Raw genomic sequence first — 13,089 nt, forward strand, 5'->3', positions numbered from 1 at the left:
ACGAAAAGCAAAAAACCTGTTTACATAAGTAAACAGGTTCATCCGTTCTATGCTTCTATTATCTGGGTTCTACAATCAATTTAATCGCGGTTCGATCCTCTCCATCAATCACAATGTCTGTAAATGCCGGAATGCAGATCAAATCTACTCCGCTTGGTGCAACAAATCCCCGGGCAATGGCAACTGCTTTGACTGCTTGATTCAGTGCTCCAGCTCCAATAGCTTGTAATTCGGCCGATCCACGTTCACGAAGAACACCTGCTAAAGCGCCGGCGACGGAATTTGGATTGGATTTAGCTGATACTTTTAATACATCCATAGTAAGTACCTCCCCTGGGAAAATAATGGTGTTCTTCCACTACTTTAGATGTTATTCGCGAGAGAAGAAATAATTCCTTCTTTTTGCGGACTACTCTGGAGAAAATGGTACAATAGATACTCTTTTTCGATATAATAAATATCACACTTTACCCTTATTCGGCGAAATTACCCGGAAAATCACTTATCTTATCCTACTACTAGCTCATTACCCATTCATCTTCACGTAGCCGTATTTTCTCCAGACGGGTAGCCGCGCCAGTATTCTCGTCTAACTCTGCAAATAAACCGTGAAGCTGCCATTTGCCTTCATCAACAACAAATCGTGCTGGAAGCTGTGTAGTGAACTTATAAAGTACTGCATCTCTTTCCATACCCAGAATCCCTTCGCTTGAACCAACCATGCCCGCATCGGTCAAGTAAGCCGTTCCACCCGGCAAAATCACATCATCATTCGTCTGAACGTGAGTATGGGTCCCTACTACAATTGATGCGCGACCATCCATGAAATAGCCCATGGCGATTTTCTCAGAGGTAACCTCTGCATGGAAATCAACGAGAATGCATTTATGATCTCTACGTAGCTCTTCCACAATTTCTTCACCCACACGGAAAGGACAATCAATCGCAGGCAAAAATGTACGGCCTTGCAGGTTAACTATAGCTAGCTCTTTGCCGTTACCTTTAACAACTGTATATCCTCTTCCCGGTGTTCCTGGAGGAAAATTAGCAGGACGGATAATCCGGGCCTCATCGTCGATAAACTCGAAGATGTCCTTGTTGTCCCATGTGTGATTACCCATGGTGATTCCGTGAACGCCCCAGTTAAAAAATTCATTTGCGATCGCTTTAGTAATACCTCTACCGGCAGCAGAATTCTCACCGTTAACTATGATTATATGTGGTTGATATTTGCTTTTTAATGAGGGCAACATCTCCCGAAGTGCCTTCCTGCCTACACTACCTACGATATCTCCAATGAATAGTACTTTAATGTTTCTCTCCTCCTAATCTTAACCTCTGCATCTAACGGATAAGTCTTCATATTTAAAAGAAAAAAGGCCCCGCTTAGGGGCCAATTTTCATCAAATATAAGAAAGTATAAGTTATATCTTATCCTTTAACCTTATATTCCTAGCAGAAACATGTACAAGGAAACGATCATAAATATCGTTATTTCCGAAGCGTATGTTATCTACTTATTGCCTATTTAGCGTATTCAACAGCCCGTGTCTCACGAATAACGGTAACCTTGATATGTCCTGGATAATCCAGTTCACTTTCAATCATCTTCGTAATATCGCGAGCAAGACGGAATGCCTCTGCATCGTCAATCTTCTCTGGCTGTACCATCACGCGCACCTCACGGCCCGCTTGAATAGCAAATGATTTCTCAACGCCTTCGAATGACTCTGAGATTTCTTCCAGTTTCTCTAGACGTTTAATATACGTTTCCAGTGTTTCACGGCGAGCACCAGGTCTAGCAGCCGACAATGCGTCAGCGGCACCAACCAACATAGCAATAACCGAGGTAGCTTCGCAGTCTCCATGATGAGATGCGATACTGTTGATAACAACCGGATGTTCTTTATATTTCTTCGCTAGTTCAACGCCGATCTCAACATGCGAACCTTCCACTTCATGATCCAGCGCTTTGCCGATATCATGGAGTAATCCTGCACGTTTTGCAAGCACGATGTCTTCCCCAAGCTCACCGGCCATCAGTCCTGTTAAATAAGCAACCTCCATGGAGTGCTTCAATACATTTTGACCATAGCTTGTACGGAATTTCAGACGCCCCAGAATCTTGATCAAATCTGGATGCAAACCGTGAACGCCCACTTCGAAAGTAGCTTGTTCACCATATTCCCGAATCCGTTCGTCCACTTCTTTGCGGGATTTCTCCACCATCTCTTCAATACGAGCGGGGTGAATACGTCCATCAGCCACCAATTTCTCAAGTGCCGTACGGGCCACTTCACGGCGGATTGGATCAAATCCTGACAAAATAACTGCTTCCGGCGTATCATCAATAATGAGGTCGATACCTGTAAGAGTTTCCAAAGCACGAATATTACGGCCTTCACGACCGATAATCCGACCTTTCATCTCTTCATTCGGCAACGTAACAACTGAAACCGTTGTTTCCGCTACGTGATCAGCTGCACAGCGTTGGATAGCGAGTGTGATGATTTCACGGGATTTCTTATCCGCTTCTTCTTTCGCCTGCTGTTCAATTTCTTTGATCATTTGTGCCGTTTCATGGCGAACTTCTTGCTCAACATTGCTAAGAATGATACTTCTTGCATCTTCGATGCTTAAATTGGAGATACGTTCCAATTCAGTGACTTGGTTTTTGTAAATAACATCAATTTGCTGTTGGGTTTCATCAATTCGTTTCTCTTTGTTAGCTACTTGTTCTTCTTTTCTTTCAAGCGATTCCATTTTTTTATCCAGAGATTCTTCCTTTTGCAGCAAACGTCTCTCTTGCCGTTGGATTTCATTCCGACGTTCACGAGTTTCTTTCTCAGCTTCAGTACGGATTCTATGGACTTCGTCCTTAGCTTCCAATACTGTTTCTTTCTTCAGCGCCTCAGCGTCCTTCTTCGCATTCTCAACGATGACAACGGCTTCTCTTTCTGCGCTTTGGATTTTAGCTTCTGCAAGGGATTTACGAATAAAATAACCGAACCCAAAGAATATTGCAGCTACAACGAGAACGATAATGACCCAGATCCATGATTCCAGCATCTGTTCACCTCCTCGTTGGTTCCTCTCCAAGGTATATCCCTGGGAATTGTGCAGTTGTTTAACTATCCGTTCATCACCATACAAAAAACCGGTAAACAACCGATTGCCATACTGCACATGCTGCACATGCACACTGCCCGCCTTATCCGGCGATTACATTTCATATGAGTTGTACGTGAACCGTTTAAAACAGTCTCCTTTTTGGGAAGGAAAAAGGATTCTAATTTTATGCCGATTCATGTTATATTTTATTATTTATAAAAAGACATTGTCAAGAGAGTCGATATACGCATTAATGTCAAGAGAATCAGTGATTCTAGTAAAACTCCTCATCTTCACCTTCATAATTGTCTTCCGCAAGTAAAGTATTGATCACTTGGCGAACCATATCGCCCGAAAATCCACGGCGCATAAGGAAGGCTCCAGTCTTTCTTCGCTTATCTGAAGCTTCTCCACGGATGAGATTCCATTTCTTGCGCCCAGTTTCGAGTGCGCTCTCCAGCTCTTGTTCAGGAGTAATATTCTCCAAAGCTTCCGATATAAGGGTTTTGTCAATCCCTTTCTCACGTAGCTCTTGTCGAATCCACATCTTCCCTTTCCGCTGGTTCGCTATTCGTTGCTCTGCCCATTGCTTAGCATATAAAGGGTCATCAAGAAGTCTTTCCTCCTGCAGCCGCTGCACCACTTCCGCAATAATAGTCTCTCCTATTTCCTTCTGGCGTAAACGGCGAGTCATTTCCATAGCGGTGCGTGGTTTACGTTCTAGATAACGGAGGCCTTCTACATAAGCTCGTTGACGCTCATCAGCTACAACAATTTCAACCAAATCAGCCTTCATAAAAGAATTACCAGTAATCATTCGATATTTAATCATGACGTCCTCGTGCACAGTCATGTTATATGCTCCGAAATGTATGATATAACGGTGGTCAGATTTCTTTTGACGTTCTACTTTAGTGATCTCTAAGAGTTCTCCTTCAGGAAAATCAGATAACACCTGCTCATCTTGTTCTTCTGCTTCAAAATCCAGTTGTATTACCATAGTTGTTTGTCACCTCGTAGCAATAGATCGGTTATCGTCTTACTTTCATTACTTGTTAAGAAAAGACACCCTGCAACAATCAATCACAGGGCGTCCTATTGCTTAATATACTATTCGATTTCGAGAAGCAATTTCTCTTCTTCTTCTTGCTCTGCAATAATATCTTCATTCTTCGGCGCAGCAACAATAGTGGATAAATTACTTGCTTCACGGATCTTATTCTCAATAATAAGGGCAATATCCTGATGTTCCTTCAAAAACTGTTTAGCATTCTCACGGCCTTGACCGAGACGCTCGCCTTCGTAGGAATACCATGCACCACTCTTATTCACGATATCCATTTCAGTACCGATATCTACAAGACTTCCCTCTTTGGAAATCCCTTCACCGTACATAATATCAACATCAGCCTGTTTAAAAGGAGGGGCTACTTTATTCTTCACAATCTTGATCTTAGTACGGTTACCAACCACATCGTTCCCCATCTTGATGCTCTCTACGCGACGTACATCTAAACGTACAGAAGAGTAGAATTTCAATGCACGACCACCCGGAGTTGTCTCAGGGTTACCGAACATAACACCGATCTTCTCACGAAGCTGGTTGATAAAGATAGCGATCGTATTGGATTTGCTAATGGCACCAGAAAGCTTACGAAGCGCTTGAGACATCAAGCGAGCCTGCAATCCGACATGGGAATCACCCATATCGCCTTCAATTTCAGCCTTAGGTACCAAAGCAGCAACGGAGTCAACGACAATAATATCAACGGCTCCACTACGAACGAGTGCTTCGGCGATTTCCAGCGCTTGTTCACCCGTGTCTGGCTGAGAAAGCAGCAACTCATCGATATTTACGCCCAAGTTACGTGCATATTTCGGATCAAGCGCATGCTCGGCATCGATAAATGCAGCTTGTCCGCCTTGTCTTTGCACTTCTGCAATAGCATGAAGAGCAACTGTTGTTTTACCTGAAGATTCCGGTCCATATACTTCAATAATACGTCCCTTTGGAAGTCCGCCTATACCTAACGCAATATCAAGTGCCAAAGATCCGCTAGGTACAACTTCCACTTGCATATGCGTGGATTCTCCCAGTTTCATTACCGAACCTTTACCAAATTGTTTTTCTATTTGACGAAGCGCCATATCAAGCGCTGCACGACGATCTGACAATCAGACCACTTCCTTCACTGTTTATAGTAATATAATAACGTGTTTTTAAGGTCTTGCCAAGCTTTTTTTCGAACATACATTCGTTTTTTTTGTCTTGGGCGTTATTTATCCCTTTTATTGTAAGCCTCCCTCCGGAGATAGAAGTTAATTAAATTCCCCACTTCACCGGACATCAACGACTTATGATCATGAGTAGTCATCGTGATCAAAATCTCTGCAAATATACAAAAAACCGCAGCAAAGAAATCTCAGTGCCACGGTTCTTCCGTATGTGTTTATTATAACTGGGCTAATCTCCCATTACAAGTCTGAACCCTCAAGAGGTGTCTCCACCTTGCGTTCCTCAAGTCTCCGCCACAGACGATACAGCAGAGCCTTTACAGTACGCAACCGGATATTTTCCCGTGTACCTTTAAGATTAAGCTCATAGACCTCTGTCTTACGTCCCCGTTCAGCCAAGCCGATAAATACAAGTCCAACAGGCTTGCGCTCAGAATAACCCGGTCCAGCCACACCCGTAACAGATAAGCCGAAATTGCTGTCTGCAATCATTCTCACTTGGTCAGCCAACACCTCGGCAACTTCTCGACTTACGGCTCCAGGAGCATTGGGTCCCTCCAAATAAGCACTTGGCACATTCAGTAGCTTTTTCTTTAGGTCATTCGAATAGCAGACGATACCGCCGGCAAACATCGAAGCACTGCCTGGAATATTTGTTATGCTCTCCATCAGCAAACCTCCGGTGCAGCTCTCTGCCGCACTTAAGGTCAGGCCGGCATCCGCCATCCAATCCACAATCAATTGCTCCAGCGGCACATCAATGTTCGCATACAAATGTTCCGGCAAAATCTCCTTGATTTGTTGTTCCAGTATCTCCAGCTTCTTTGTAGCTTCATGCTCAGAAGGGGCCTTTGTCGAAATACGAACAGTTACCTCTCCCTCTTTGGCATACGGAGCAATCGTTGGATCAGTCTGACTGCGAATCAGTTCGATGAGCTTGTCCTCCAGCAGTGATTCTCCGATGCCGGCAAATTTGAGCATTTTTGAATAAAGCGGTGTTTCGTTCGTCAAGGCGTGCTGCTGTAGCCACGGTACTGCTTTATCTACGAACATCGGTTTCATCTCACGAGGTGGACCTGGAAGCACAATATAATATTTCTTCTCATGCTCAAAAGCAATCCCAACCGCAAGACCGATTTCATTCGGCAACGGTGTAGTTCCTTCAATTATAAGTGCCTGTTTGCGGTTATTTTCGGTCATAACGATCTTACGATCATCAAAGAAACGTTGTACATGATCCATCGCCAAACGATCAATATGGAGCGTTCTACCTAGCGATGCAGCCAGTGCATCTTTAGTCAGATCATCCTCAGTGGGGCCAATTCCGCCCGTAAAGATAATAACGTCGGCCCGACTCTGAGCGATCTCGATGGCTTGCTGCAGACGGCTGCTGTTATCACCGACAACGGTTTGAAAGTATACATCGATTCCGATGGCAGCTAGCTCGATAGACAAAAACTGGGCATTACTATTCACGATTTGACCGAGCAACAGCTCTGTCCCTACTGCAATAATCTCCGCTTTCATACCTGGCTTTCGCCTCCTCGTTATAATGTAGGTACACTGCTTTTGGATTTCAAAAAAGGTAATAGGTGCTTCACCTATTACCTTTCCTTGTATATCCAGCTTACATGCTTACGCATTATGCAGCTGTAGCAGATCCTTATTCTTCACAAAATAATCAATTCCAGAATAAATAGTGATCAGCGCTGCGGCCCAAATAGCAATATCGTCTACAGGAATACTGACAAATTGAAATGGGAAATTATTCAACAACAGCAGTGAGATCGCAACAATTTGTACAACCGTCTTTATCTTGCCCCATTTGCTGGCGGCAACCACTTTTCCCTCTAGCAATGCAATCTGGCGAAGTCCGGTGACTGCAAACTCACGACTGATGATTACAATAGCAATCCATGAATCGCATCTGCCCAGCTCCACAAGTGAAATCAGAACTGCAGATACCAGCAGTTTGTCCGCAAGTGGATCAAGGAGTTTACCGAGATTGGTGACCATATTATATTTCCTAGCAATGTAGCCGTCTATTCCATCCGTGCTGGCCGCAAGCAAAAAGATTACAGCTGCTACCAAATGATTAACAGATAGCTGAAACGAGCCCCAATGTATCGGTTCTGGATAAAAACTGAAATCCACCAGTAAAAAAAACATCATAATCGGGATCAGGCAAATACGAGCTAGCGTGATGCGGTTGGGCAAATTCACTGAAGTTTTCCTCCCCTAAATCGTTCATACATATTGCCTAAATCAGGCTAATCCATTTCTACTTAAGCAAGTATATTATAGCAATAAATAGGTGTCAAAAAAACAGAAAGCACCCCGCGTTGTTAGTGCTAATAAGCACTGCGGGGCACAAAATTCTATTTCATGTTCATGAATTGTAGATCCAGCGGCAAATCAGCTTTACGCAAGATCTGAATAATCTGCTGCAAATCGTCGCGACTCTTACCGGTCACACGAATTTGATCCCCTTGGATCTGGCTCTTCACCTTTAATTTTGAATCACGGATCAGAATATTAATCTTTTTCGCATTCTCCTGATCAATGCCTTGCTTAAGCCCTAAACGTTGACGTACAGATCCCAGGGAGGCCGGTTCTACTTTACCGAAATCCAGATTCTTTAGGGTAATGCCTCTTTTCACCATCTTTGATTGTAAAATATCAATAACAGCGTTGAGCTTATATTCGTCTTCAGAGGCGATAATAAGTGCGTCTTTCTCCAGCTTCAGACTGCTTTTGCTGTTCTTAAAATCAAAGCGGTTGTCGATCTCTTTCTCTGTTTGGTGAATAGCATTCGTTAACTCCTGCATATCCATTTTGGATACAATATCAAATGAACATTCTGAACTCATTAAACTCCACGTCCTTTATACAATTAGTCTGCTACTATTATAAGAGAATGGTACTATTAAGTCTAATTTTGGATAAATCATTATGTAGCTCACCCGACATAGAAAACAGCCCCACTAAGTGGAGCTTTTCCTTCGAGTGAGTTTGGTTCAAAAGGGTAGAAACACGTCTCCACCGGAAGTACGCCGTTGGAGACGTTCATTTCTACAGCTTCTATCTGCTTCGGACCGGATTACGAAACATATCCAGAATTCCTAGCACAATATGTGCAATACCGAATCCGAGAATTCCGTATCCCCAAGCACCTGGTGTCAAATAGTATCCGATGAGACTGACAACAACCCCAAGGCCAGCTACAATCCAGCTAACTGTCATAAGATGTACACCTCACTTTGGCTAAAACTGAAAACATTCTTATGTTCTCCCTAAAGCCAAAGTCTATACATCCTATTTGTTATTCGCCTGTCCCTTCACTTTGGGTACCTTCACTTCCAGAACCGTCGTCAAGATTAAGCAGGAGACGTGAGGACGTCTTCTCATCCGTGATTACTTGACCATTTACGGTAATCTCAGTTGCTGGGGAATACCCAGACTTAATATACATGCCTTCACTGCCCAGAACGAAGCTCATAGTTTCTCCTGCTGCTGTATTTCCGAAGGAGAGTTTTTCACCTTTGGAGTTCTCGCCTTTGTAAACTTCAAGCCAGCTTACTCCGGATGCAACAATCTCAACCTTAACTTCGCTTCCGGCAGGAGCTGAAACCTTAAATTTCGTTGTTTTGCCTGACTTCCCATCTGGTGTAACCGTGATAGATTGAGGAGACGGCGTTGGTGTCGGTGTTGGCGTAGGCTCCGTAGTTGGCTCAGTAGTTGCTTCTGCACCTGCCGAGGAAGTAGGCGCTACTACACCGCCTCCTGATGCGGGTGGAGATGTTTGTGCTGTATTAGGATCCTGCACATTATTGGTGATATTTGTTTGATCAACTTGATCAGGGTCTGCTTTGTTTAAACTAGAAGCATAAATGTAAATCACTACAATAATCAATATAGGGAATGTCCACATCAGCACCGTTGGCAGCCATTTTGCATTCCGTTCGGTTTCGGGTCTACGGCTGCGCTTTTGAATCACCGTCTCCATGGTCGTGTCTGCGGGTGGTGCAGGTACGTTCCCATGCTCCTCGAGCAGTTCGTCAGGACTCATGCCTACTGCTTCTGCATACGTTTTGATAAACGCCCTCACATAAAAACTTCCTGGAAGCACCTTGTAGTCTCCAGACTCGATGGCTTCCAAATACTTTTTGCGAATTTTTGTTACTTCCTGGACATCGTCAAGACTCATCCCTTTTTGCAGACGTGCCTCTTTCAATTGCCGGCCCAGTTCCGACATACCATCACCTCCTGTAAGTTCTATGAATGTAAACTTCCTTAACCAGCTTTATAAAAAAACATGCTCGGAAGTGTATTCTTCATCGTTTGTGTTCTATAAATCATCACTGTAGCTCGTCGTAAATGACTCGTACAAGATTTCTTCCGTTGGATTATTCCGCAGCTCAATAATAATATCAAAGTCATCATAACTATACTCAGATTCGCGTACGAAAATATCTGGATGCTCAATAACCTTTGTGCTTGGCATGCTCATAACATTTTGCAATAAATTATAATGTTTCTCATTAGAGCGGATCGTACTAACTATACCATCAATTATAAATACATTATGTGGGTTCATCTCATCTTCAGCCAATTGACTGCGCACCGTCTGCCGCAATAATGTGGAGGAGACAAATGTCCAGCGTTTCATAGCACAGACACTGCCAGCTATAATGGATTCCGTCTTTCCTACACGGGGCATACCACGAAGTCCTATAACCTGATTCCCATCTTTTTTAAACAGCTCACCGAGAAAATCAACCAATAGACCTAGCTCATCGCGGGTGAAACGAAACGTCTTCCGATCATCTGAATCCCGTTCAATATATCGCCCATGGCGCACAGCCAGCTTGTCCACGAGCCTTGGAGACCGCAGAGCTGAAACTGTAATATTATCAACTTTTTTGAGCATTTCGCCCATCAGCATAATTTTCTCATCATCATTGGTCTCCAGCAACATTCCGCGAGTTTTTCCTTCAACTCCATTAATCGTCAGAATGTTAACTTCCAGCATCCCTAACATTGAAGCGATATCACCAAGCAGACCGGGTCTGTTCTTGTGAATCTTGTATTCCATATACCACTGTTTATATTCCACTTGTACACCTCATAGATTCCTTTTCCCTACCCTTTGCCAATACAGCAAAAAAAGCTGCCCCGGCAAAGCGGTCTTTTACACGGGTCATGTTAATGATATATAAAATAAAAATGAAAGGCAAGGTCAGTCCTGTAATAATTGCAGAAAAGCTCCCACAGGGGGAGCTTTTCCGCAAGCTTAGGCGTTGTCTTTCGCCAACTTGACCATGAGTTTAGCAATCGTTTGCTTTTCTTCATCGTTGCCGACATCCCATAGCTCTTTGATCGCACGGTTTTGAGTGTTTGCTGGATCCACTTTTTCATCAAGGAATTCCCCGATTTCAAAAGCCAGCTTTGAGATTGTATCTTGACTCATCCCAAGTTTCTCAGCCTGTACAACCCGTTTACCTAGGAATTTCTTCCAGGTGTCAAAATTTTTGATTACGCTATCGTCTTGTGTCATCTTAAATCCTCCTTCATGTTTACGGTCAAACACCTGCATACAGGCTGTAAGCCGCCTTACGAGAGATTAAAAAACAACACTTATAATATGTCTCAGACGATAGATTCTTATGCTGGAGCTTTTCTCCAAGTTAAGCATTAAGTAATCCAGCCACCGTTAGGGCTAATGATCTGCCCAGTAATATACCCGGATTCAGGCAATGCTAAAAAGTAAATCAGTGAGGAGATCTCGTTCGGTGTAGCCAAACGTCCCGCCGGAATCTCATCCTCCAGCATCCGGACCTCATCCTCCTGTAGGTTAGACAACATATTCGTATTAACCGCTCCTGGAGCTACCGCGTTCACAGTTACGCCAGAAGGTGCTAGTTCCTTGGCTAACGCCTTAGTAAAAGCATTTACTCCGCCTTTACTGGCTGAATAAGCGACCTCGCAAGAGGCTCCCGATATTCCCCACACGGAAGAAACGTTGATGATTCGACCATAACGCTGGGATACCATGTACGGCATAAAAATCTGGCTGCACATAAAGGTACCTTTCAAGTTAATGGCCATAATATCGTCCCATTCCTCTTCACTCACATCAGCCAGCATCCCATAATGAGATTTACCGGCATTGTTGACAAGAATATCCGGCTGCATTCCATTACTTTCAAGCTTCTCCGCCATTCGTACAATCTGACTGCGATCCTTCATATCCGCATTTACAGTCATTACCTTTGCTCCAAGGGCCATACAACGCCGAGCGACATCATTAGCAGCTTCATGTGAGTGCTTGTAGTGAATAACAATATTCATGCCTACAGAGGCAAACCGTTCTGCAATGGCGCCACCGATTCCCCCGCTGCCCCCTGTCACCAGAACTGTCATTTCTCCTAATGGTTTGTTGCTCTCTCCCAAAAGCGCCATTTAAGGACTCACCACTAGTGAAACAGCGAGCTGCTCCCAATTTACATGGGCATGTAAACGCTCATTCACTTCAGCTAAAGTAATCGATTCGTAAATAGGCAGAACTTCAAACAGGTCACCACCACGGAATTGGTAACGTGTAAATTCATGTGCGATACTTTCAGGGGAGTTCAGCATGCGCAAATATCCGCCTATTTTCTTTTTCCGTGCCCGCTCGAAGTCCTTCTCAGCAAAGCCAGACTTTAAGATCTGATCCACTTCTTCTTTAATTCGTTTTAGCAGCAAATCCGGGTCCTTGGTATCTCCACCCATAGCTGAAAAAGCATATTGTTCTGAACTATTAAATTCATGGCCAAAGCTGTCTGAGATCAGTTCTTCATCATAGAGCTTTTGGTACAACGCTGTGCTGCTGCCAACCAGCAAATCAAGCATAAGCTTTGTGGCGAGATCACGCTTAAGCGCAGCTTCGCCTGTAAGACCATCAACTTTTTCCTTAAATCCAAACATAATCTTAGGCATCGAAACAGCGAGTTTGCTTTCTAAGCGCTTCGTAGCGACTTGTTCCGGCTCCTCTTCAAAAATACGCTTAATCTCACCTTGTTTACCATAAGATTTCCCCTGCTGATTGCTGCGAATCAAGGAGAATACCTTCTCCGGATCCACACCACCCACTACGAACAACAGCATATTGCTGGGATGATAAAAAGAGTTGTAACAAGTGTACAGTGTTTCTTTCGTAATCGTACTAATCGACTCTATTGTTCCGGCAATATCAATCCGAACCGGATGTTTCGAATACATGGCCTCAATAAGGCCAAAGTACACGCGCCAGTCTGGATTATCTGCATACATATTGATTTCTTGACCAATGATCCCTTTTTCCTTTTCTACATTCTCATCCGTAAAATAAGGTCGTTGTACAAAATCAACGAGTGTACTAAGGTTGGTCTCTATGTTCTCTGTTGCCGAGAAAAGATAAACCGTCTGATCAAAACTTGTAAAAGCGTTAGCTGAAGCTCCATTTGAAGCAAAAGTGGCAAAAATATCGCCTTCTGGCTCTTCAAACATTTTGTGCTCCAAAAAGTGAGCTATACCATCAGGAACAGTGGTCTCTTCTCCACCTGCGACATGAAAATGGTTATCTACAGAACCATATTTAGTTGCAAATGTGGCGTAAGTTTTTTTGAATGTTGGTTTTGGCAATACATAAACCTGAAGCCCATTCTCCATCACCTCATGATAAAGGGTCTCTTGAAGTCTGTCGTATTGAATCTGTTCCAT

14 protein-coding genes are annotated in these 13,089 nt (G+C 43.6%); all 14 read right to left on the reverse strand.

Going from position 1 to position 13,089, the window contains the following annotated elements; all coding sequences use genetic code 11:
• Positions 1–58: 58 nt before the first annotated feature.
• Positions 59–319: a stage V sporulation protein S gene (locus NST25_RS18500; RefSeq protein ID WP_019910496.1), complete on the reverse strand. Its 261-nt coding sequence runs from the start codon at positions 317–319 to the stop codon at positions 59–61.
• 199 nt (positions 320–518) lie between these two features.
• Positions 519–1,313, reverse strand: coding sequence for a TIGR00282 family metallophosphoesterase (locus tag NST25_RS18505; RefSeq protein WP_076100408.1), 795 nt, complete (start codon positions 1,311–1,313; stop codon positions 519–521).
• A gap of 211 nt (positions 1,314–1,524) precedes the next feature.
• Positions 1,525–3,066: a ribonuclease Y gene (gene rny, locus NST25_RS18510; protein ID WP_036689085.1), complete on the reverse strand. Its 1,542-nt coding sequence runs from the start codon at positions 3,064–3,066 to the stop codon at positions 1,525–1,527.
• A gap of 319 nt (positions 3,067–3,385) precedes the next feature.
• On the reverse strand, positions 3,386–4,111 hold the full coding sequence (locus NST25_RS18515) for a RecX family transcriptional regulator (protein WP_076127881.1): 726 nt from the start codon (positions 4,109–4,111) through the stop codon (positions 3,386–3,388).
• A gap of 110 nt (positions 4,112–4,221) precedes the next feature.
• Positions 4,222–5,286 (reverse strand): recombinase RecA, encoded by a 1,065-nt coding sequence (recA, locus tag NST25_RS18520; RefSeq protein ID WP_076127879.1) that lies wholly within the window; start codon positions 5,284–5,286, stop codon positions 4,222–4,224.
• A gap of 300 nt (positions 5,287–5,586) precedes the next feature.
• Positions 5,587–6,873: a competence/damage-inducible protein A gene (locus tag NST25_RS18525; protein WP_340392169.1), complete on the reverse strand. Its 1,287-nt coding sequence runs from the start codon at positions 6,871–6,873 to the stop codon at positions 5,587–5,589.
• A 108-nt stretch (positions 6,874–6,981) separates the two neighbouring features.
• Positions 6,982–7,569, reverse strand: a complete 588-nt coding sequence (pgsA, locus tag NST25_RS18530) for a CDP-diacylglycerol--glycerol-3-phosphate 3-phosphatidyltransferase (RefSeq protein ID WP_036688397.1) — start codon at positions 7,567–7,569, stop codon at positions 6,982–6,984.
• 155 nt (positions 7,570–7,724) lie between these two features.
• Positions 7,725–8,216, reverse strand: coding sequence for a YajQ family cyclic di-GMP-binding protein (locus NST25_RS18535; protein ID WP_076127877.1), 492 nt, complete (start codon positions 8,214–8,216; stop codon positions 7,725–7,727).
• A 211-nt stretch (positions 8,217–8,427) separates the two neighbouring features.
• Entirely contained in the window at positions 8,428–8,589 is a 162-nt protein-coding gene (locus NST25_RS18540; RefSeq protein WP_169744781.1) for a hypothetical protein, read from the reverse strand.
• Between the two features lie 79 nt (positions 8,590–8,668).
• Positions 8,669–9,601: a RodZ domain-containing protein gene (locus NST25_RS18545; protein WP_340392173.1), complete on the reverse strand. Its 933-nt coding sequence runs from the start codon at positions 9,599–9,601 to the stop codon at positions 8,669–8,671.
• 93 nt (positions 9,602–9,694) lie between these two features.
• Entirely contained in the window at positions 9,695–10,462 is a 768-nt protein-coding gene (locus NST25_RS18550) for a DUF3388 domain-containing protein (RefSeq protein WP_036688406.1), read from the reverse strand.
• 177 nt (positions 10,463–10,639) lie between these two features.
• Entirely contained in the window at positions 10,640–10,903 is a 264-nt protein-coding gene (locus tag NST25_RS18555; RefSeq protein ID WP_036688409.1) for a DUF3243 domain-containing protein, read from the reverse strand.
• A gap of 137 nt (positions 10,904–11,040) precedes the next feature.
• Positions 11,041–11,808, reverse strand: coding sequence for a 3-oxoacyl-ACP reductase FabG (gene fabG / locus NST25_RS18560; protein WP_036688412.1), 768 nt, complete (start codon positions 11,806–11,808; stop codon positions 11,041–11,043).
• On the reverse strand, positions 11,809–13,089 hold the full coding sequence (locus tag NST25_RS18565; RefSeq protein WP_076179904.1) for a pitrilysin family protein: 1,281 nt from the start codon (positions 13,087–13,089) through the stop codon (positions 11,809–11,811).

This window comes from Paenibacillus sp. FSL E2-0190 (assembly GCF_037992965.1).
In the GTDB taxonomy this organism is placed as follows: Bacteria; Bacillota; Bacilli; order Paenibacillales; family Paenibacillaceae; genus Paenibacillus_AQ; species Paenibacillus_AQ odorifer.

Bases quoted from the DNA above. Each gene is read 5' to 3' on its own strand.
- NST25_RS18500 (WP_019910496.1), bottom strand. From the start codon at position 319: ATGGATGTATTAAAAGTATCAGCTAAATCCAATCCAAATTCCGTCGCC.
- NST25_RS18515 (WP_076127881.1), bottom strand. From the start codon at position 4,111: ATGGTAATACAACTGGATTTTGAAGCAGAAGAACAAGATGAGCAGGTG.
- NST25_RS18525 (WP_340392169.1), bottom strand. From the start codon at position 6,873: ATGAAAGCGGAGATTATTGCAGTAGGGACAGAGCTGTTGCTCGGTCAA.
- NST25_RS18535 (WP_076127877.1), bottom strand. From the start codon at position 8,216: ATGAGTTCAGAATGTTCATTTGATATTGTATCCAAAATGGATATGCAG.
- NST25_RS18540 (WP_169744781.1), bottom strand. From the start codon at position 8,589: ATGACAGTTAGCTGGATTGTAGCTGGCCTTGGGGTTGTTGTCAGTCTC.
- NST25_RS18545 (WP_340392173.1), bottom strand. From the start codon at position 9,601: ATGTCGGAACTGGGCCGGCAATTGAAAGAGGCACGTCTGCAAAAAGGG.
- NST25_RS18555 (WP_036688409.1), bottom strand. From the start codon at position 10,903: ATGACACAAGACGATAGCGTAATCAAAAATTTTGACACCTGGAAGAAA.
- fabG (WP_036688412.1), bottom strand. From the start codon at position 11,808: ATGGCGCTTTTGGGAGAGAGCAACAAACCATTAGGAGAAATGACAGTT.
- NST25_RS18565 (WP_076179904.1), bottom strand. From the start codon at position 13,089: ATGGAACAGATTCAATACGACAGACTTCAAGAGACCCTTTATCATGAG.